The 19,910-nt window shown below is 41.9% G+C and carries 21 protein-coding genes; 4 read left to right on the top strand and 17 right to left on the bottom strand.

Annotated features, from left to right (window positions below):
• Window positions 1-8 precede the first annotated feature (8 nt).
• The gene (locus VK91_RS03040; RefSeq protein ID WP_048390701.1) at window positions 9-737 is read left to right on the top strand and encodes an ABC transporter ATP-binding protein; all 729 of its coding nucleotides are present in this window, start codon (window positions 9-11) and stop codon (window positions 735-737) included.
• A complete protein-coding gene (locus tag VK91_RS03035; protein ID WP_048390666.1) occupies window positions 737-3,211 on the top strand; it encodes an ABC transporter permease in 2,475 nt (824 codons plus the stop codon). The genes VK91_RS03040 and VK91_RS03035 overlap by 1 nt, the downstream gene beginning before the upstream one ends.
• A gap of 124 nt (window positions 3,212-3,335) precedes the next feature.
• On the opposite strand, the gene VK91_RS03030 is transcribed toward VK91_RS03035, so the two are convergent.
• The 5 genes from VK91_RS03030 to VK91_RS03010 all read right to left on the bottom strand — a co-directional run bounded on the left by VK91_RS03030 (window position 3,336) and on the right by VK91_RS03010 (window position 7,200).
• Window positions 3,336-4,067, bottom strand: a complete 732-nt coding sequence (locus VK91_RS03030; RefSeq protein ID WP_048390664.1) for a carboxylesterase — start codon at window positions 4,065-4,067, stop codon at window positions 3,336-3,338.
• 32 nt (window positions 4,068-4,099) lie between these two features.
• Window positions 4,100-4,624 (bottom strand): hypothetical protein, encoded by a 525-nt coding sequence (locus VK91_RS03025; protein ID WP_048390662.1) that lies wholly within the window; start codon window positions 4,622-4,624, stop codon window positions 4,100-4,102.
• 128 nt (window positions 4,625-4,752) lie between these two features.
• The gene (locus tag VK91_RS03020; protein ID WP_048390660.1) at window positions 4,753-5,469 is read right to left on the bottom strand and encodes a toast rack family protein; all 717 of its coding nucleotides are present in this window, start codon (window positions 5,467-5,469) and stop codon (window positions 4,753-4,755) included.
• 112 nt (window positions 5,470-5,581) lie between these two features.
• Window positions 5,582-5,962: an SRPBCC domain-containing protein gene (locus tag VK91_RS03015; protein WP_048390658.1), complete on the bottom strand. Its 381-nt coding sequence runs from the start codon at window positions 5,960-5,962 to the stop codon at window positions 5,582-5,584.
• Window positions 5,963-5,991: 29 nt separating this feature from the next.
• The gene (locus VK91_RS03010; RefSeq protein WP_048390656.1) at window positions 5,992-7,200 is read right to left on the bottom strand and encodes an MFS transporter; all 1,209 of its coding nucleotides are present in this window, start codon (window positions 7,198-7,200) and stop codon (window positions 5,992-5,994) included.
• Between the two features lie 136 nt (window positions 7,201-7,336).
• On the opposite strand from VK91_RS03010, the gene VK91_RS03005 reads away from it, so the two are divergent.
• Window positions 7,337-8,194: a LysR family transcriptional regulator gene (locus tag VK91_RS03005; RefSeq protein WP_048390654.1), complete on the top strand. Its 858-nt coding sequence runs from the start codon at window positions 7,337-7,339 to the stop codon at window positions 8,192-8,194.
• 109 nt (window positions 8,195-8,303) lie between these two features.
• Window positions 8,304-9,173: a DMT family transporter gene (locus tag VK91_RS03000; protein WP_048390652.1), complete on the top strand. Its 870-nt coding sequence runs from the start codon at window positions 8,304-8,306 to the stop codon at window positions 9,171-9,173.
• A gap of 34 nt (window positions 9,174-9,207) precedes the next feature.
• On the opposite strand, the gene VK91_RS02995 is transcribed toward VK91_RS03000, so the two are convergent.
• The 12 genes from VK91_RS02995 to VK91_RS02940 all read right to left on the bottom strand — a co-directional run bounded on the left by VK91_RS02995 (window position 9,208) and on the right by VK91_RS02940 (window position 19,910).
• Window positions 9,208-10,197, bottom strand: a complete 990-nt coding sequence (locus tag VK91_RS02995) for a HAMP domain-containing sensor histidine kinase (RefSeq protein WP_048390650.1) — start codon at window positions 10,195-10,197, stop codon at window positions 9,208-9,210.
• Window positions 10,194-10,865: a response regulator transcription factor gene (locus VK91_RS02990; RefSeq protein ID WP_048390648.1), complete on the bottom strand. Its 672-nt coding sequence runs from the start codon at window positions 10,863-10,865 to the stop codon at window positions 10,194-10,196. The genes VK91_RS02995 and VK91_RS02990 overlap by 4 nt, the downstream gene beginning before the upstream one ends.
• A 2-nt stretch (window positions 10,866-10,867) precedes the next feature.
• Window positions 10,868-11,851, bottom strand: a complete 984-nt coding sequence (locus VK91_RS02985; protein WP_048390646.1) for an alpha/beta hydrolase — start codon at window positions 11,849-11,851, stop codon at window positions 10,868-10,870.
• 126 nt (window positions 11,852-11,977) lie between these two features.
• Window positions 11,978-12,397, bottom strand: a complete 420-nt coding sequence (locus VK91_RS02980; RefSeq protein WP_004228761.1) for a DUF1801 domain-containing protein — start codon at window positions 12,395-12,397, stop codon at window positions 11,978-11,980.
• A gap of 41 nt (window positions 12,398-12,438) precedes the next feature.
• A complete protein-coding gene (locus VK91_RS02975) occupies window positions 12,439-14,250 on the bottom strand; it encodes an ABC transporter ATP-binding protein (RefSeq protein ID WP_048390644.1) in 1,812 nt (603 codons plus the stop codon).
• Complete coding sequence (locus VK91_RS02970; RefSeq protein WP_048390642.1) at window positions 14,247-15,980, bottom strand: ABC transporter ATP-binding protein; 1,734 nt, start codon at window positions 15,978-15,980, stop codon at window positions 14,247-14,249. Before VK91_RS02970 ends, VK91_RS02975 begins: the two co-directional genes overlap by 4 nt.
• Before the next feature lie 435 nt (window positions 15,981-16,415).
• Entirely contained in the window at window positions 16,416-17,102 is a 687-nt protein-coding gene (locus VK91_RS02965) for a hypothetical protein (protein ID WP_066038515.1), read from the bottom strand.
• Complete coding sequence (locus tag VK91_RS02960; RefSeq protein ID WP_048390640.1) at window positions 17,099-17,593, bottom strand: ECF transporter S component; 495 nt, start codon at window positions 17,591-17,593, stop codon at window positions 17,099-17,101. Before VK91_RS02960 ends, VK91_RS02965 begins: the two co-directional genes overlap by 4 nt.
• A gap of 31 nt (window positions 17,594-17,624) precedes the next feature.
• Window positions 17,625-18,017, bottom strand: coding sequence for a bifunctional adenosylcobinamide kinase/adenosylcobinamide-phosphate guanylyltransferase (locus VK91_RS02955; RefSeq protein WP_048390638.1), 393 nt, complete (start codon window positions 18,015-18,017; stop codon window positions 17,625-17,627).
• Window positions 17,969-18,565, bottom strand: a complete 597-nt coding sequence (locus tag VK91_RS02950; RefSeq protein WP_048390636.1) for a histidine phosphatase family protein — start codon at window positions 18,563-18,565, stop codon at window positions 17,969-17,971. The genes VK91_RS02955 and VK91_RS02950 overlap by 49 nt, the downstream gene beginning before the upstream one ends.
• Window positions 18,538-19,314 (bottom strand): adenosylcobinamide-GDP ribazoletransferase, encoded by a 777-nt coding sequence (gene cobS / locus VK91_RS02945; RefSeq protein ID WP_048390697.1) that lies wholly within the window; start codon window positions 19,312-19,314, stop codon window positions 18,538-18,540. Before cobS ends, VK91_RS02950 begins: the two co-directional genes overlap by 28 nt.
• Before the next feature lie 20 nt (window positions 19,315-19,334).
• Complete coding sequence (locus VK91_RS02940; RefSeq protein ID WP_048390634.1) at window positions 19,335-19,910, bottom strand: bifunctional adenosylcobinamide kinase/adenosylcobinamide-phosphate guanylyltransferase; 576 nt, start codon at window positions 19,908-19,910, stop codon at window positions 19,335-19,337.

Genomic DNA, 19,910 nt, shown 5'->3' with positions numbered 1-19,910 from the left:
TTGAAGGGATGTCCAAAATTTATCAGCAAAAGCATCATACTGTGAATGCCTTGAAAAATATCCATTGCACCATTTATCAAGGAGAAATGGTGGCGATTATGGGGACAAGCGGCTCTGGTAAAAGTACTCTTCTGAATATGATCAGTGCAATCGATGAGCCAACAGATGGAGCATTATTTTTATTTGGCAAAGAAGCGCAGGCTATTTATCAAGAGCCAAAAGCATCGCAATTTCGAAAAGAAAATATCGGCTTTATCTTCCAATCCTTTCATCTGCTAAAGGATTTAACCGTCGAGGATAATATTGCACTTCCCCTTATTTTAAATGATATTCCTAGCAAGGAGATTAAGGTGCGTGTGCAGCACATGATGGAAACCTTAAACATCGCTGCTTGGGCAAAGCATCGACCACATGAGCTTTCTGGTGGACAGAAGCAACGTGTCGCCATTGCGCGAGCGATTATTGCCAATCCTCCTATTTTACTGGCAGATGAGCCAACGGGGGCTTTGGATGTTCATACAACAGATGAAATTTTAGAACTGCTTGTTGCTCTGCAAAAAAAGAACCAGCAAACGATATTACTTGTCACACATGACCCCTATGTGGCTACCTATGCCAATCGGGTATTGTTCTTCCATGATGGGGCGATTGTGGATTCCTATCAAAACCGGCAAAATGAAGAGGATTTAGATTGTATTCTAATGAAATTCAAGGAAATAACGAGGGGGGATCGCTAATGTTTACGATGCGCAATATTGCCCTCAAGCTTTTTCGTGCCGCTTGGGCAAATGTCCTAACGAGTATTAGTATTATTACGATCTCGATTTGCCTGGTGATGACGATGACCGTCTACATTTGGAATGCGAATAGCCAGATGAAGGCAGACATCCAAGCATTGTATGGGGAAATGGATTTAATGGTTGGTTATAATCCCGATCAGCAAAAATTGTTGACGACAAATCAAATAGAAGAGCTTTCTACTCTAGCCGGTGTCACACAAGTGTCCCGCTTATCGATAGCTCATACAATCGTTGAACATGAAAAGTACACCGCATTTTATACCGTTGGCGTCGAAAATGATGACCTTGTGAAAAGTCGCTACCATTTTGCGGTCAATCTTGGACCGGATGATGCCATTCTTTCGGAAAATGTTGCCCGTCTTTTCAACAAACGAGTTGGGGACTCCATTCATATTCAATCAAAGGATTTTATCGTGCAAGAAATTTTACCGACGATGAAAGGCACTGACAGTCCTAATATCATCCTCTTAGCGAATGACGTAGTTAAGGCATGGATGAACAACAGTCAGCCACAAACGGCAGGCATATTTGCGCTCATTAAAACTGATGAGGGGCGTGCCAAGGCAGTAGGCGCAGAAATCAAACAACTGGATGAAACATTACGTGTTGATGTTATGAGTGATTACGATGTGATTAAAAGAAATTTACAGAGCTTAATGGTTTTTATGATTGTACTATCCGTTTTTATTTTACTCATTTCAAGTGTCCTATTGCTGTCCACATTCCAGCTATTATTTTATAAAATTAAAGAGCAGCTCATGATCTTACGGGCTCTCGGGGCATCCGTGAAACAGGTTGGACGTATAGTCAAGCTCCAACTATCACTGATCATTAGCTTTGGCGTTATGCTTGGAACAACGCTGAGCCTTGTGATAATAAAAAGCTGGCTACCACAATTAATTAGCTTTTTGCATTTACCCGAAGCTAAAACAGAGCTTCCTATTGTGTTTATTCTTTTAATTGCCCTTTCCAGCTTCATCATTCTTCAAGTGATGACAAAATGGCAAGTAGCGAAAAGCTCTCGACTACTGCCATTACAAATCGCGACAGATAATGAAAATTTAGAGCTGCGTTGGACAAAATGGAAAACAATTATTGTCAGTATTGTAGGTGTGTCAGCTACCTTCTTCTTTTTACAAGCCTATTTAGCTGGGACAGGAAGCGATCAAGGTGCCCTGTTTATTTTACTCGGAACACTACTTGTATGTGGGATTTTACTGTTACTAATCCCCTATCTATTTACAGCCATCCTTCATCTGGCTTTAAAGCCGATTCGAAGGGTACTTGGCAAGGAAGCCTATTTAGCATGCCAGCAGCTCATGCCACAAGTACGCAAAAATATGCCCGTGGTGCTCAGCATGATAGGATTAATGGTTATTTTAACCTTTGGAAGTTCATTAATGAAAACCTTACAAAACAATGACCTTGCCTACACAGAATCACAATACGAAACAGCCATAAAAATCAATAATGAATTAAATGATCCAACTATCACGCCTGCAATTATAGAGGAAATAGAAGCATTGCCAAGCGTACAGTACGCGTATACACAAAGTAATAATGCGTATATTGCTCTACAACTCGGCGATGAATGGCTACCAGAGAACTATACAACCATTGATATTAAGAAATTTATGCAATTAAAGAAGTTGCCTCAAATTGAGGAAGGAAATTTGCAAAATGGCCTTGTCGTGACAAAGGGCTTTGCCGAGCGTTATCATTTGGCAGTGGGTGATCGTGTAACGATGGGTACCTATGATTTTACTGCCCGGCAGGATATGCCTACTGGTGAGTTACAAATTATAGGAATTACTGATACACCTATTCACCGTGCTGATTTAATCGTTGATTGGTCATCATTCCTCACGGCACAGGATCACCCAATTATCGAAGACATTATGGTCGAAACATCCCACCCAGAGCAGACATTGGCGGAGCTATCATTCTTGGAAGAGCGCTGGCCAGCCCTGAAGTTGACAGATAAAGCGACCATATTAGCACAATCCAATGAAATGTTCTTCCAACGGTGGAGCCTATTTGTTGGCGTCTTTGTTATTTTAATAGCTGCCACGGGGCTTGGTGTCCTTCAAACTTTACTGCATGCGATTTATACAAAACGCAGTGACTATGCCATCCAACGATTAATTGGTCTGTCACCAAATGGGCTGATGAAGCTCATACTGACACAAGTCCTATCGTTTGTCCTTTATGGTCTCACGGTCGGGACATTTCTGGGGTTCGTCTTAACGAGGATGCTAGGCTTCATTGATGATGGCTCGCCGATGTCCTATGACTTTCTAACATTGGGCCTCACAAGTCTCGCCTTCCTAGGGTCAACACTCATTGTCTTTACCCTTCAAGGCTACTGGATGAGCAGACAAAAATTAGCGAATGAGATCTTGGAAATATAGGTAAAACAGCCACTCTATGGATAGAGGTGGCTGTTTTTTTAGAAGCGGGGCTCTCTCTTGAGCGAGCGCTTTTACCCCTCTTTGGAGCGGAGCACCCCCACTCCTTTTATAAATGAAATTCTCCCTAAATTTGAAGAAATTCTATCATTTCCTTTATGATAGCCTCTTGATCTCGTCCTAATGTCATGAGATGCTTAGAATTTCCAAAGCCTTTCTTCTGCTTTCTAGATGAATGAACATGCTGATAGATCGTTCCAGCACTCTGCGTGTATAAGGCATCGTCTTTTTCACCATAGTAGATAGCGATAGGAATGATAATTCTATCAAGCTGTTCCATCGTTGCTTGGATAAATGTTTGGAATGCGTTCATCGCATGTAATGGCATGTTCTCAAATGGCTCCATTTCCTGAGCGATTTGAAGTGGTGGCTTGCCCTCTATTGTTTTGTAATTATGGGCATAGTCAATAATCCTTTGTTTTAATTGCTCTGGCTCCTTATCAAACGGCACAGATAAGACAATGATTTGCTCGAGCCTTTCTAATTGAGCAAGCTTCAACGCGAAAATTCCCCCGATGGATAGACCGATGACCGAAATCTTTTGATAGCCTTCATCCAATAAAAATTGATGAGCATTCACTACATCCTGCCACCAGTCGTCTACCTGATAGTGTAATAACTGTTCTGGATGAGTGCCATGTCCACGATATAGCGGCGCATAGCAAGTATAGCCTTGGTTATGTAATGCAGTGGCTACTGTCTTCATATCTCTTGTATGACTTGTAAAGGAATGTAAAAGCAATAGGGCATGCTCATTTCCCTGTAAATAAATCTCTTTTGCTGGTAATATGTTTAGCATTTCATCAAGCCCTTTCTTCCATCTACCTTTATTTAAGCCCCAACAAACAGCACTGCCTGTCCGATGGCAATAAAAAAGGCTTCCTGCTGAATGGGACTGCTGTCTTCAATTTGTAGTGTAATGTTAAAATGCGTCTCGCAGAAAGTCGCTTGCCAGCGTGCGATGGGCTGCTCATTCACAGTAAAAACAGACCAGTCCTCCATTTCTTTGTTGAGCTTGATCTGCTGTTCGCCATCGGTAATAACTAAATCAGGAATCATAATTTGCCAGCCATCATAGGCAATCATATAGTCTTTACCTGTTACCAAATCCTTACCACGAAAATGCACGCGCCCGCGACGGGATACTTTTTTACACGTAAAAAGTGGCTGACCATTGCGATCGTGGACATCAAAACGAACGAAATAACGATAGTCCATCGTTTTATCGAATGCTTTTTTTAGTGCATTGGAATACACACGTTGAACGGTGGACGATACCTCCCCCGCTTCATTTAAAATTTTAACGGCCTCTGTTGACTCGATGGCCGCTGGTTGCTTGTATGTATAGGTCTTCAATCTATTCGCTCCTTTGAAACATTGCTTTCTTAAAACTACCATAAAATAAGCGTCAAATACAAAGGATGTATTTGACGCTCCTATTATGGTTATTGTATTTATTTCAATCAAGTAGCCTACTCCATTTTCTATCGATCTAACTTAAAGGTAATTTCCCCGATGCCCAATTCCGAATTGACCTCTAGCACGACATCCGCCTTGTCGTAAGCTTCGTTGACATAGACACCATTCCCTTTTGATATAAGGCCCTCCACTTTAGACGAGCCAATGCCTTTTTCTGTCGTTAATTTCACGCCAACCTTTGAAGGTAAAATAACTGTTGTTTGACCGACACCTGTTTCAATAGTCGTTGTAAAGCTCTTTTTCCAGTCGCCACCTAGGTTAACCGTTAGATCACCGACACCCGCTTCAATATCGAGCTTTTCCAGCTGAAGACCCTGTAAATCAAGATTGGCAAGAGAGGCACCCGTTTCCACATTTAGATTCATGGGGATGCTGTCGTTCAGTTGAATCGCCCATGTGTTTTTAATATTCGAGAGCCCCAGCCTTGTTGAGCCCTTATGCTTGATTTCCACTTCTCCTGTATCGCCATGTAGATCATAGTCTATCTGAGGGGCTAGCTTTTTTACATTATATTCTGCGTTGCCCTCAACCCATTCCTTTGCACCACTCGATACATTCATTTCGCCAACACCTAAATCAATGTCTACCTCTAATGCTTTCGCTTTATCCTTTTCCACCAAAATGGCTTCCTCTCGCATTTTATTTGGAATAAAGGAAAAGCACCCCGATAATACCAATGCTGACGTGCCTATCACGACACCTAAACCCACTAATTTTTTCACTATTATTTCCTCCCACCGTATAATCTACCAATAATTTCATTATATAGAAGGGAGGAAATTAAAATACGACCCTCCGCTCGAAATTCATCTAAGACCTAAGACGTAGAGAGGCTTACTGATAAGGAATGTCATGCCCCTCCAGCAATGCCTTTAAATTCGCAAGAGAGGCATCATAGCCTGACGAATTAAAGCTCACCGTAGTGCCATTACCCTGTTGGGCTAGCGTAATAGCAATCAATGTTTCAGGAACTTCTAGATAGAAGGAAAATTCCTCATTTTTCTTCACTTGTTGAATCGTTAGCTCCATCGGCAGTTTTTCAGAAAGCTGGTTATGCGCATTTGGCATTAAGGTAAATGTCATCTTTTCCCCAGCCGTTAGTATAGGGATGTCCCATATGGAGCCTGGTGCGTACCATCGGGAGAGGGATTGCTCCTCTGTAATCGCCTGCCATACTTTATCAATCTTTGCCTCAATCCAAATCGAACTGGTCATTCGCAGCAACCTCCATTTCCTCTTTTCCATTATTTTACCGAACTTTCAGAAGTTAGACTACCTTGGGATGTTCTGTATAAGTGAAATGCCCCCAGTATAACCATTACAGCGATAACATCCAAAGCGAGCTGATAGCTGGAAAAAACAGTAACCAATAAACCATAAACCGTTGGTGCCAAGACAATAAAGAACTGATTAATCGTTAACGCTGCACTAACAGTTAGTCCTACTGCTTGCGAATCGGATTGCTCAGTGACACAAGTGATATATATGGAATACCAGCCAAGCGCTAAAAACCCAAATAAACTGCAAAATAAAATCATGAGGCCCTTGCTATGTATGACAAAGGGCAAAAAGCCAACCATCAGGAATGTAGCGACCATGACGAGCACTAATAATGGCTCTCGTTTTTGAGCGAAATAATGGTCACTCATCCAAGCAAGTACAATTCTCCCAAACATCCCACCAAATAAAATCAGACTTAAATAGCGCCCCGCCTCGGTTAATGTATACCCACCTTCATGATGTAAATAGCTCATAAAGTGAGCAATGATAATCATTTGGAGGGACATCATGACCATGCCCACAAAAAATAAAGGATAGAGCGCTCGATTGTGCCGAATAGCACGCATCTTCTCTTTAAAAGGAATGAAAGGTGCCGTAGCGGTGTCATGCTGTTTTGGTTCTTTGTACAGCAATAAAAATAATAGTCCTCCACCAACCGCCATCAAGCCCTGTGCTAAATGGACAGAGGATAGATGATGATGTTGATACAAATAGGTCAGCAAAGTGGAAGCCAATGCACCTCCAATCGGAATACCTGTTTGGCGTATCCCAATAGCAAGTCCTCGATGCTTGTTAGGAAACCATTTCACAATAGCAGTACTGCCACCTGTTTGCGCACTGCCATACCATATCCCCACAACTATTAATACGAGAAGCAATGTCGTATAATGATTCACGGGTATTAGCAATAAGGCTGACAGGCCCAGTAGTATCGAGCCCCATCCAATAATCTGCTTTTCTCCCTTTTTATCCATGAGATAACCAAATAGCAGCATGGAGAAAATTGGCCCTATATTGACGGCTGAAACAATTAGCCCTGTTTGGAAGGACGTTAAGTGCCATTCCATTTGATAAAAAGAGGCAACTGGCCCCATTCCGTAGGTCACAAAGGTTGCGGCTGTTTGCGAAAGTGTAGCCACAAGCAAGATGACCCATCGATAATATGTATGCATAAAAACCCTCCATCAGGTTACTGCTTTTGCAGTCTACCTTTTCATTATCTAGAGTGTACGTGGACAGCTAGCGAACGTAAAATGGAGGAAAATGATAGCGGCTATTAAAAAAATCTATAGGTATGTGAGGAACAACATGAACATTGAAGAAATTGCCTTAAAAATGGAGCTTTTAGAGAGGCAAAACTTGAGTAAATCGGCTGAAATCACCAATTATACACAATCTGCCTTAACAGCAAAGGTGAAAAAAATGGAGCGTGAAATTGGGCAGGACGTCTTTAAACGAACACCCCAAGGCTTAAAGCTGACAGAGGTAGGTCAACATTATTTACAGTTTTTAAAGAAAGTTGCCGAGCAGTATGAAGACTTTTTACATACCATCGGCCCTACACAAACAAGCATTTTGGTTGGTACATCTCATACAACCATAAAAATATATGGACCATCCATTATGAACGCACTGCAAACTAGTCGAAGTCCGATAGATGTTGATTTCACTGTGGAATCAAGTACAGCCTTAAATCACAAAGTTCATCTGGCGGAAATAGATTGTGCATTGACAAGTAATCCAATCAAGCATTATAGCGATCTACACTATGATGTACTAGCCACAGAGACGTTTGAAGTTATCTCAAGCTCCGCTCATATCATTGACTTTGTTCAACGAACACCTGTCACATTGCTTGTTTTAAGTAAGGGCTGCATGTATACCCATGCATTAGCACAATGGCTCACTGACAAGCAGGTACCTTTTACGATGAAGGAAATTAAATCAGTTAGTAGTATTTTAGATTTTCTTGAAATCGAGCATACATTGGCTGTATTAAATACCAAATTACTAGCACTTTATCCTTGTCCCGACCTGCATTTTTATGATTTAGATGGCCTTCACAGTGTGATCGAAACAGTTTATATCTATAAAAAAGATGACAGTAAGCAGCCCTTCATCCTGCAATTAAAACAGGTCATTGAATCCTTGCTTGAGCAGAATTAGCTCCATAAACCTATTTTGTGCTAATATTCTAAAAACCCTATATTATTCATGCGGACTACACTATAATAGGTTTGTCATTATTAATCTTGTAAATGCTTAGGAGTACATCATGTTTTATTACATCTCGTTATTTTTTGCAGTATTTGCATTATCTACCTCAGCAATTTTTGTTAAGCTAGCTGATGCACCACCAGCGATTACAGCCTTTTATCGACTATTTTTTGCGATGCTAGTACTTCTTCCATTTTTATTGGCACAGAAGAGCTTGCGGCAGGAGCTTACAAGTCTCTCGAAAAAACAATGGGGACTCGGCATTTTATCAGGCTTATTTTTGTCCTGTCATTATGTGTTATGGTTTGAATCATTAAACTACACATCTGTGGCTAGTTCAACCGTCATTGTGACACTACAGCCACTATTCTCTTTAATAGGCAGCTATTTTTTATTTAAAGAGCGATTTTCAAAAGGAGCGATTGTTGGCTGCTTCGTAGCGATCATCGGCTGCTTCATTATTGGCTGGCAAGATTTCCAGATTAGTGGACAAGCCCTTTATGGCGATATTCTTGCCTTTATTGCGGCAGGTATTATTACAGCCTACTTTTTTATTGGGCAATCAGTGCGCAAGGATTTATCGCTCATTCCCTATTCTATTATCGGCTATGGCAGTAGCTCGATCTTTTTAGCCGTTTATGCCCTCTTTATGAAAGAATCGTTTTTCGATTATTCAGCCTCCACCTGGTGGTCCCTTGTAGGGCTGGCTGTCATTGCAACGATTTTCGGGCAAACCATTTTTAATTGGCTATTGAAATGGTTAAGTACAACGGTGATTTCCATGAGTATTTTAGGCGAAACAATCGGCACATGTATATTAGCTTATTTTATTTTAGATGAGATGATTTCCGTTCAACAGGGGATCGGTATTGTGGTCATTTTACTAGGACTTGCCCTGTTCTTACTACAGCAACGAAAATCAGTGTAAAATAAAAAACAACGGCAAAGGCTACCGTTGTTTTTTATTGGTGTGTAAAGTAGAAGGTCGTGCCATTTTTGTTTGATTGTAAGGAAGCTTCGATATTCAATGTTTTAGCAATATCCTGAATGATTTTAAGCCCAAGTCCGCCATGCTCATCTTCAGTCGTAAAGCCAATACCATCATCACACATGACAACTTGCCCGTCCTTAATCGTCACCTCTAGCTTGGATGCTTGGGCATGCTTTAATGTATTTTGAAAGACATTATCGAATAAACGCTGTAGCCACAATTCATTGCTAAGCCAAGCTGCTTGTAAATCATCGTGCTGAAAATGCAGCGTAATATTCTGCATGCGATATAGATACTGCCACTTCTTTATCATCATTTGTAACAATGGGACAAGTTGAACCTCCTCCTGCATGACATAGGACTGTTCACTCGTATCAAAGGACTGTAACTGAAATGCATTAGTTAAATTCGTGATATATTGAATTTGTGCATGTAAGGATTCCACCAATTTGGGCTGCCCCTGTAGCTGATCCTCTAGATAAAACAGCTGCAAACGGATAGCCGTTAACGGCGTATGAATGTCATGTCGCAACTTTTGTAGCAGCTCTTTTTGAAGCTCCTGCTGCTGGGCAAGCTCTAATTCTCGGTAAGTTGTACGCTCAATTAAAAGATTGACAGATTGGCTAAGCTGTCCAATTTCATCCTCACTTTTTATCGTTAACGTGTCAGGTATTCGCTCATTACTTGCTAGTTCTCGTATTGTTTTATTAAGTAGTGTAATTTTGGATAGTAACGAATGAATCGATGTGGAAAATAGCCATGCGAGCATTCCTAACGCTAGCACAAACGCAATCAGCATCATAGGATAGGCATAGGACTCATGAAACGGAATGCCGTCATTTTTCATTTTAAAGGCCTTGTCATACAAAATTGACATGGCCACACTAATGCCTAATAGTACAACAGGCACACTCCCAATGGCTACAAATAACAAAGTACGGTATTTTGTTTTTAAGGTCATTTTTTATTATAGGTATTTAAACGATACCCTTCTCCATAAATATTTTGCACAATAGTGCCTGCTGGGTCTTGTAGCTTTGTTCGAATTTTTTTAATATGGACATTCAAAATATTATGATTGCGTTCATCGAGCGGCCAAAGATAATCAAAAAAATGTTCCTTTGTTAATACTCTGTCTCGATTGTCAAATAAATAAAAGAAAATTTTTCGCTCAATCGCTGTTAGGGCAATTTCATCATGGATACTATGATAAAATACTTGACGACGCTCCCCATCAATCAATAAATGCTGAATTTGCGTAAGTGTACCATACTGTTGTGCTAGCATTTTTTGCATTCTTAGCAACAGTTCTCGCGGATCAAATGGCTTTGTCAGGTAATCCTCGCCGACCATCAACCCCTCTAGCTTACTTTCAATATCATTACGTGCCGATAGAAAAATGATTGGAATATTTAAGCCTAAACGTTTAATATTTTTGCTTAATTGATAGCCATCCTCTCCTGGCAGCATAATATCCATTATGACTAAATCCACCTGCTGAATCAGCGCCATCATATCCTTGCCATCTGTTTTCCAGATTGCCTCATAGCCCTCACGCTGTACTATTTTTTGCAGTAGATCACCAATCATGTGATCGTCTTCTATAATTAAGATTCTAAATCCTTTCATACTTATCGACCTTTCTCATCACCCGTTGTTTTCATAAATTCCATTGCCAGTTGATAGATTTCATCTGGCTGATAGAGATAAATACTATGTGTCCCACTGACCTCTTTCACCTGTGCATTAGTGAATTGCTTTGCAAAGTCAGCATAATCCTGCCGATTTTGCTTCGTATATTTCGAATGTTTATTTTCTTCCGCAATCGCATCAATCAGTAAGATAGGCGTGTCTTGCGGCTTTTTGAGCTGTTCTGATTGTAAACTATTTTCGTAGACCTGCAACAGCTCATTTTGCATATCTTCATTAAAAAATTGCTTAAAGGACAACGCCTGATAGATTTCCTTTTCCTGTGCTGTTAAAAACGACATTTGAAGTACTTGCGGATTATAGACCTGTGTTGGCAAAAGTCGATGTAAGCCGAGTTTAGTAGCGAGGTGCATGCCTCTCACCATCCAACGATCGACCGTCCCCATTTTATGCTTTACATATTGACTAGGTAGGCCAATGTCTAGCGCGATGATGCCCTTTACTTCCTCTGGGTATTTTTGCGCCCAGTAAATGGCCTCTAGCCCTGAAATGGAATGTGGCACAAGGACATAGGGTGGTTCAAGCCCACTTTGCAGAAGTGCCTGTCGTGTTTGCGCTAAAATCGTATCGATTCCTCTATCATCATGGGCTACGTCGCTATAGCCATAGCCAGCTCGATCCACTACTGCAATTTGATGATGCTGTGAAAACTTACGATACAGCCCTTTTAGCTCATATACGGGTGCTGCGATACCTGAGCCAGCCATAAAAATATATGTATCCTCGCCAGCCCCCTCCTGATAAACATGGAGATTGTGACCATCTACATTGTTTAATGTGCCGTTAGGTTGTAAAATAGCTGACTCCTTCTGTATTAAGCTATAGTGATAAATACAAATTATCACCATTCCAAGCACAATCAATGCCCCCATATAGACAATCATTTTCTTTGCTTTCTTTTTCATACGTATCTCCTCTTTTCGTTGATACTTGCAAGGATACACGGTAAAAATAAATATCTACTAAACTTTTGGAGAAAATAGATAAATTTCATACAAAAAAGCTACCTAACTAATAGGCAGCTCTCTTGATTAAGCATCTGGATAGGTTTTTCGTAAAAAATCGATCGTTTGTTGTATAAGGGCTTTTAAGATGTCTTCATTCACATCAGCTAGCTTATTAATATAAACGCAGGCTTTTCCTGTTGTGTGTTTACCAAATTGTTGTAATAGTTGCTCTCGTTCATCCCCTGGAGCAAAATATAAGCTAATTTTCGCTTTGCGAGGGGAATAGGCAGCTAGTGGGGCATCCCCTTCATGGCCTGTTTGATATTTGTAATGATATTTACCAAAGCCTATAATACTCGGTCCCCACATTTTGGCTTCATAGCCTGTGACCTCTGTAAAAATGTCCAATAATCGATAGGCGTCTTCTCGCTTTTTTGGATGGTCTACACTTTCAATAAATTCAATGACACTTACATCGGTTTCTTTGGTCTTTAATTCATACATGTCAATCCCTCGCCCTCTGGAAGATGTACCTTTATTATTCCCTATTCTACCTGCTCTAACAATAGTTTTTGTTGAAGATGACGATAGATCCCCTGCTGCTGCATCAGCTCTTGGTGATTGCCCTGCTCGACAATTTCTCCCTGCTGAATCACGAGGATTTGATCGGCATTTTCGATTGTTTTCAGACGATGGGCAATGACAAAGCTTGTGCGTCCCTGCATTAAATGCTGTAAGCCTTTTTGAATATCGACCTCTGTTTGGGTATCCACGCTAGATGTCGCTTCATCCAAAATTAAAATATCTGCATTCTCTAAAATTGCACGGGCGATCGCAATAAGCTGACGCTGCCCCTGACTTAAATTGGCTCCTCCTGCCTGCACGGGTGTTTCGTATTGGGCAGGTAAATATTTGATAAAATGATGGGCATTCGCAATTTTTGCCGCTTCCACAACCTCTTCATCTGTCGCATCTAGCTTACCAAAGCGAATATTTTCACGAATCGTTCCCGAGAACAAATAGGTGTCCTGTAAAACCACACCGACTCTTTGGCGAATCGTCGCCATCTGATAGTGCTCAATATTATGCCCATCAATTAAAATCTCACCTTGATCGACGTCATAAAAACGTGTTAATAAATTGATAATCGTTGTTTTGCCTGAGCCTGTTGGGCCAACAAGAGCAAATGTCTCTCCTGCCTTGGCATGGAAGTCAATGTTTTTTAACACAGGCTTATTTGGCTCATAACTAAATGATACTTGCTTGAAAACAACATCCCCCTTGAGCGATGCCGTCTTGATAGCATTAGGCTTGTCGGCTACCTCTGAGGGTTCATCTAGTATCTCAAAAACACGCTCTGCCCCAGCAATAGCAGACTGGAAGGTGTTTAATAGATTAGATAGCTGATTAAGCGGACGGAAAAATTGCCGTGTATAGGTCACAAAGGCGGCAATAATCCCCACTGTAACAATACTCTTTACTGCTAAAAAGGCACCTGTTCCGATGACGATGGCAAGGCCTAAATTATTCATAAAGTTATTAATCGGACCTAGTAAGCCAGAGGTAATTTCTGCTCGTTGGGCAGAGTTTCGTAGATTTTCATTTTGCTGATGGAACGTATCAATCGTTTGCTGCTCCCTACCAAAAAGCGTAAGTACCTCCGAACCTGTAATCATTTCCTCAATATAGCCGTTGAGCTTCCCGAGATCTCGTTGTCGTGCTGCATAATTTTTACTGCTGCGTTTAATGATTTGCTTGGTTGTGAAAACGATCAGCGGAATAATAATCAATGTCACGATTGCTAATTGCCAGCTTAATGTAAACATGGCGATACTGACACCGATTACAGTTAAAATGGACGACACGATTTGCGTAACACTTTGCGCAAGTGCTGTATTTAAATTATCAATATCGTTGGTCACACGGCTCATTAAATCCCCCAGTGCCCGCTGATCAAAGAAGCGTAATGTCAGTGTCTGAAGTTTTTGAAATAGTTCCAGACGCAATGTCCGAATGGTTTTCATCGCCACATGAATCATGACATAGGTTTGCAGCCATGTCAGAATAGAGGCTACTGAAAAAATAACGGCCAACAGGATGCCTAAACGAATCGTTCCCTCGATATCCTTTTTCATAATATAATCATCAATAATATGCCCAATCATATAGGGCCCCGCAAGGCTTAAAAAGGTCGAGGCAATGACAAAAAAGATAGAGAAAAACAGCCCTATTTTTTGTTGCTTGACATAATGCCACACACGTGACAATGTCTCCCTTTGATTTTTCGCCTTTTCAGCTGGTCCCCCCATACGCGGTCCACGTCCAAAATTCATTTGCTTTGGTTGACCTTGACTCATCCTTGTTCACCAGCCTTTTGCTGTGACGCATAAATTGCTTGATAATGCGCATTTGATTGTAGAAGCTGCTGATGGGTTCCTTGCCCAACAATGTCGCCATCCTCTAGTACCAAAATAACATCTGCCTGCTGAATGGAGGCAATTTTCGACGCTACGATGAAGGTCGTTGTGTCTTGATAATAGGTGGCAATAGCTCGCTGCACTTGTTGTTCTGATGCACTATCTAACGCTGACGTTGTATCATCCAACACCAAAATAGCAGGCTTTCGAATAAACGCACGACTTAATGCAAGGCGCTGCTTCTGCCCACCCGAAAGATTCGTAGCACCCTGTGATAATTCATGTGCTAAGCCCTTATCAAGTCGCTCTACAAATTCACTGGCGCAGGCCGCCTCTAATGCCTGCTGTATGTCCTCAGCTGTAGCATCATCCTTACCGAGACGAATATTTTTTTCAATCGGTCCTGAGAACAATAATGCTTTCTGTGAGGTAAATCCGATATGCTCACGTAGGGTTGCGAGTGAGTAGGATTTTAGTGGTTTTCCGTCTATGCGGATTTCGCCACCAGAGGGATCAAATAAGCGAGGTAATAGCTTCACCAGCGTCGATTTACCACTACCTGTTTTCCCAATAATACCGACCGTTTGCCCTGGTTTCACCGAAAATGAAATCTTTTTGAGGACATCCTCAGCTGTTTCATAGTAACGATAGCTCACCTGATCAAAGTCAATGGCCCCTTTTATTGGATCGGTCAGCGCATGTTCCGCTTCCTTAACAGCAATCTCTTTGTTTAACACGTCCACAATGCGTTCTCCTGAAGGCAAGGCTCGCGCTATTTGCATCAGCACCATACTAGAGGACATCAGTCCATTTAAAATAATCGTTAAATAATTGATGAATGCAAGAATAACGCCCACTTGCAGTGTACCCGCGTCTACCTTAATGGCTCCAAGCCAAAGCGCGGCTACAATCCCTAGATTGACAACAAACATCGTAAAGGGTACAAGCACGCCGACAATTTGCTCAGCTGTAATAAAACGTTTCGTCAACGCCTCATTTAATTCTCCAAACTGTGCTACCTGCTGTGTTTCACGGCGAAAGGCTTTAACTACACGAATACCCGCCAAATTTTCCTGTAGCTTCGTATTGACGGCATCAATGGCCTCCTGAACACGACGATACAATACACCCGAATACTTCGTAAAAAAATACATCGCTATAACCAACAATGGTACGATAATGAGCAATATGGAAAAAAGCTCACGTGCTGTGACAAACACAATAATCACTGCGCCGATAAAGAGCAAGGGCCCACGCACAAAAATACGCAGCGTCATCATAAAGGCACGCTGAATACTTTCCACATCACTCGTTAAAATCGTAATCAGCTTCCCCGTTGTAAAAGCATCTCGCTCCTTGGCTGAGTAAGTCATCATCTTCTCATAAAGAGCCTGTCGAATATCCGAGGCAAAATGAATCGCCGCCTTCGAGCTATAATACGAGCAACCAACCCCACCAATAAGTCCGAGCACTGCACTGCCAAGCATCCACACAAACATATTCAATACGTAACGATTATCCCCATTGGCAATCCCCGTATCAATCATATGTTGCATGATGGTCGGCTGAATTAAATCCATCGTCACCTCTAGCACCATCAATAACGGTGCAATCAGCGTGAAAAATTTATAAGGCCCCAAATACTGCCCTAATTGTTTAACTGCCTGCATACATTCGACTCCGTTCTATTTAAATCCCATTCGTTCCTTATTATAACTGAAAATCATTCCCATTTGATAAATAATTTTTCGGGTCTCGTAATATTATTGGAGTGGTTTGATTGTGGTGTAGTGTCTTCATAAGGAGAAAAAATCTAATTTCTAAGCAGATTTTGGAGGGTGGTGAATTTTTAAAGCGAAGTTCCACTTCTTATGAGCGGGTTTCATTTACTTTGGAGCGGGTTGCCCTGCTGAAGAGCGACTTCCTCACACTACAGAGCGGGCCTATTCCTTTACAAGCAACAGCCAGCTACTTTAGATTCAGCGTCATCCTGTCAATAAGTAAGGAAATACCCAGAGCAAGAATCATATCGAAGTAAAATAACACTTGCTCTGGATTATCTAGCCCTGTCCCAAGCTGCGATCATTTGCTCAAAACAAGCCCCATCACTTTTCAGAAATGCGTAGTTTCTCAAAATTTCGCAGGAAAATTTTTTGTGCCTGTGACTCATTGTCTGGAGCAATGCCTAGCAAAATGACTGTACAGGGGCCTGCTGATTTTGCTCCATCAAGAGCGCATTCCACATGTCGCTCCCCAAACAGACGGGCAAATTCTCCTTGCAGCCCCCTTGATCCGACTGGCCATACTTGCTGAACAATTTCTGACTGCCATGCCTTGAAAACAGGCAGCAACTGCGCCACATCTTCAGGCTGTGCCAACACCTCTTCACCCACAAGCGGCAGGCCATAGGTGTACCAGCTAAGCTGATCGTGGTCAAATGCTCGACGCTGCTGCTGAATTTCTCCAAGCATTGTAACAGCTAAGCCTGACTGCAATGTGGGCATATTGGATTCCGTACTCCCCGTAATGGCTGGGCATGTAAGACCTGCCTCTGTAAACACTTGCTGTATACCTTTTTCATAGCGAGACCATGCGGCATCTCCAGAAAAATTCGCAAGTAGAACTTGAATAGGTAGTGCCTGTGCAGCAAGCTGTTCTAAAAACGTTACACGGGCTGTCATGTAGGCTGTCAATTGGTCTGGTGCTGACACAACATCTTGCGGTTTTTGTCCAATGGCTGCGGCATTATCCATGGTCGCAATGAATGCCCCTACTTTCATCGCATTTCTCACTGTGCACGACCTTCCTTACGCACAAAAACCTTTGATAGGACGGGCATTACTACCGCAACAATGATTAAATTGATCACCGTTGCCATTAGAATACTACCTAAAGCACCCCAGAAAAATGCTGGACTAATAATAAAATAAAATGGTAGTGGCGCAACAATACCATTTAATACTAAGGCAACTGGCCATTTCCAAAAGTGCATGCCTTTTTTATGCATCACCCCAAAGACCCATACGACAATCAACATTTCTACCGCAATAATAATATGTAAAGGTCCTAGGGGGAATCCAGATGTTAATGCTGTAATAAAATGGCCGATTAATCCAGCAACCCCTGCTAAGATGGGGGATAGAAAGACAACACCTAAAAAGGCAGGAGCCGAATCCAGTGCAGCCGTTGAAATAAACGCTGGTACCTTAATCATTGCTCCTACTGCACAGATGGCCGCTACCATCGCCGTCAAAATCAATTTTCTTAATTTTTGTCGTTCCATTTCATTCCCTCTTTTCTGTTGAATGTCTACTTTACTTCAATGGCTCAGCTATTCCATACCAAATCCGTACAACTTGCTCCGCTTCCTTGAACAAAGCTTGATATAGTCGACCACAGGTATCACGTAGCTGTCGGGCTTGTTTTTCCATTGGCACAACCCCACGCCCCATATCCGTCACAATAAGTGCGAGTGTACAATGGTGTTCAAGCTCTTGTAATGTGGCTAGCACCTTTTGTACGATTTGTTCATCTTCCTCCAAGTTTTGTGTCACAAGCCATTTTTCTAAGTTCTTTAGGACAAGGACATCACAGGCGGGCGCTACCTCAGGTAGTTCGCCAGCAATCATAACCATCTGTTGCGGTTCATACAAGCGCCTCACATAGTCGGTTTTGCCGTTATAGGCACCTCCGATAAAGACATGCATCTTGCTCCCTCCTCCCAAGCCTTTCTTGTAAATGTTAAAACAAATTGTTTATCATGTGGCACTTGATAGGACCAAAAGGGCTGTTCTGTTGGCGCAAAGGCAACAAGTAAGGCACGAATAACCCCACCATGAACCACTAAATAATAGCTATCCTCATTTTTCGGTAAATAATGAAATCCATCTACAACACGTTTCATAAAATCATCGAATGCCTCACCTTGTGGAGGAGGTGTACGGATTGGATCATCTATCCATGCTCGATAGTGAGCATCCATTTTTAGCTCCTCATAAGTTTTCCCTTCGAATGCACCAAAGTTCGTCTCTCGAAGGGATGCCTCTGCCTGGTAGCTAGCATTGGGAAAATAATGAGCAGCCGTTTGTCGACAGCGCTGTAGATCACTGCCATATACCTTTTTAACCAATGCATCTACAACAGCAAGCTTGGCTGTATCTGCTAATGGTGCGTCCGTCCACCCAAGGTAACGCTTTTCAAGATTCTCTTTAGTAGGCGCATGCCGTATTAAGCACACAGTAACAATGTCACCCATAGCACAACCTCCATCCCTTCAATGGAGGCACCCAGTAAATCGCCAGATACTCCACCAAAATTGCGCAACGTAAATTGTCGAAAAATAAAAAGTGCAATGGCTAAAACGACGACTAGGACAACAGGAAGAAGTAAGAACTGCGTGCTGATAAAAACAACCGTCATCGCCAATACGAGCGATAACAGCATGATCACTTTTAATCGATTAGCATTCATATGAGACTTAAAAAAATAAGCAAGACCTTTTTCCTTTGAGCAATGGAGTGACATAAAATAAAAGCTCATGCCCACCCTTGTTAGAAATGGAACGAATAGTACCATCCACAAGTCGAACTTCTGCTGCACTAAAAGCTCATGTAGAATAACAAATTTTCCCATTAATAAAAACACCACAGCCAATACTCCGAACGCTCCCACACGGGGGTCATCTAAAATCTCCAATCGTTTTTCTCGATCTCGATAGGAAAAATAGGCATCGCCCATATCAATAAAGCCGTCTAAGTGCAAACCACCTGTCCATAAAGCAAATAGCCCTATCACAGTGAAAGCTAGCATCACTTCACTGCTGGCTGTCCACTGCATAAGACTATAAAGCACAGCTGCCACCGTTGTTCCCATTAAAGCACCTATCCACGGTAAGCAAGCAAACATGCCTGTGATGGTGGACCTTGTTAGCGGAAGCTCTTTATGTACTGGCAATACCGTAAAAAATTGAAATGCCAGTAGGAGGCTATGCCAAAAATTTTTCATCCTCTTGCCTTCCTTCTTGATTATTTCCATCTCTTTACAATGCCATAGTTCATTTCATAGGCCTCCTGTGCCATAGAAACCAACCATTGATGGAACTGTCCGAGCGTTCGTCGGTATAATTCTACTTCATCACTAGCATAAGGAGGTTCATCAAACAGTTCATTGGATACCACAAAAAAAGTCAAATCCTTCTTCAGTAGCGATTGGATCGCCTGCTTGACGGCCTGTAGCTTCTTAGCTAAACAACCAGGCTGTTGTAAACAGGGTGTCCCCTTGTCATAGCCTTCGTAAAAAGCATTGGTCAGCCAAGTTGTCACGCAATCCCACAGCACCACATCTCCATCCTGAAGTGTCTCAAATACTTCAGAAATTGCATAGGGAGCCTCCACCGTCAGCCATTGTACAGGCTGTGCCTGGCGATCTGCCTGATGCCGTAAGATTCTTTTTTCCATTTCATGATCTAAGGCAATACCCGAAGCCAAATAGAGCAAGCGTTTCGCTGTACATGCCTGTGCCTCATAATGCTGAAGCGCTGCTTGCTCGGCAAAATGGGATTTACCACTACGTACACCACCTGTAATAAAAATAAGCGCCAT

It is taken from the genome of Lysinibacillus sp. LK3 (genome assembly GCF_001043675.1).
GTDB classification, from domain to species: domain Bacteria; phylum Bacillota; class Bacilli; order Bacillales_A; family Planococcaceae; genus Lysinibacillus; species Lysinibacillus capsici.
This window is presented reverse-complemented; position numbering and strand designations above follow the sequence as displayed.

Bases quoted from the DNA above. Each gene is read 5' to 3' on its own strand.
- VK91_RS03040 (WP_048390701.1), top strand. From the start codon at position 9: ATGTCCAAAATTTATCAGCAAAAGCATCATACTGTGAATGCCTTGAAA.
- VK91_RS02940 (WP_048390634.1), bottom strand. From the start codon at position 19,910: ATGGCGCTTATTTTTATTACAGGTGGTGTACGTAGTGGTAAATCCCAT.
- VK91_RS03035 (WP_048390666.1), top strand. From the start codon at position 737: ATGTTTACGATGCGCAATATTGCCCTCAAGCTTTTTCGTGCCGCTTGG.
- VK91_RS03010 (WP_048390656.1), bottom strand. From the start codon at position 7,200: ATGCATACATATTATCGATGGGTCATCTTGCTTGTGGCTACACTTTCG.
- VK91_RS02955 (WP_048390638.1), bottom strand. From the start codon at position 18,017: ATGCATGTCTTTATCGGAGGTGCCTATAACGGCAAAACCGACTATGTG.
- VK91_RS03000 (WP_048390652.1), top strand. From the start codon at position 8,304: ATGTTTTATTACATCTCGTTATTTTTTGCAGTATTTGCATTATCTACC.
- VK91_RS03005 (WP_048390654.1), top strand. From the start codon at position 7,337: ATGAACATTGAAGAAATTGCCTTAAAAATGGAGCTTTTAGAGAGGCAA.
- VK91_RS02970 (WP_048390642.1), bottom strand. From the start codon at position 15,980: ATGCAGGCAGTTAAACAATTAGGGCAGTATTTGGGGCCTTATAAATTT.
- VK91_RS02950 (WP_048390636.1), bottom strand. From the start codon at position 18,565: ATGGGTGACATTGTTACTGTGTGCTTAATACGGCATGCGCCTACTAAA.
- cobS (WP_048390697.1), bottom strand. From the start codon at position 19,314: ATGAAAAATTTTTGGCATAGCCTCCTACTGGCATTTCAATTTTTTACG.
- VK91_RS02980 (WP_004228761.1), bottom strand. From the start codon at position 12,397: ATGTATGAATTAAAGACCAAAGAAACCGATGTAAGTGTCATTGAATTT.
- VK91_RS03015 (WP_048390658.1), bottom strand. From the start codon at position 5,962: ATGACCAGTTCGATTTGGATTGAGGCAAAGATTGATAAAGTATGGCAG.
- VK91_RS02985 (WP_048390646.1), bottom strand. From the start codon at position 11,851: ATGAAAAAGAAAGCAAAGAAAATGATTGTCTATATGGGGGCATTGATT.
- VK91_RS02960 (WP_048390640.1), bottom strand. From the start codon at position 17,593: ATGGAACGACAAAAATTAAGAAAATTGATTTTGACGGCGATGGTAGCG.
- VK91_RS02995 (WP_048390650.1), bottom strand. From the start codon at position 10,197: ATGACCTTAAAAACAAAATACCGTACTTTGTTATTTGTAGCCATTGGG.
- VK91_RS02975 (WP_048390644.1), bottom strand. From the start codon at position 14,250: ATGAGTCAAGGTCAACCAAAGCAAATGAATTTTGGACGTGGACCGCGT.
- VK91_RS02990 (WP_048390648.1), bottom strand. From the start codon at position 10,865: ATGAAAGGATTTAGAATCTTAATTATAGAAGACGATCACATGATTGGT.
- VK91_RS03030 (WP_048390664.1), bottom strand. From the start codon at position 4,067: ATGCTAAACATATTACCAGCAAAAGAGATTTATTTACAGGGAAATGAG.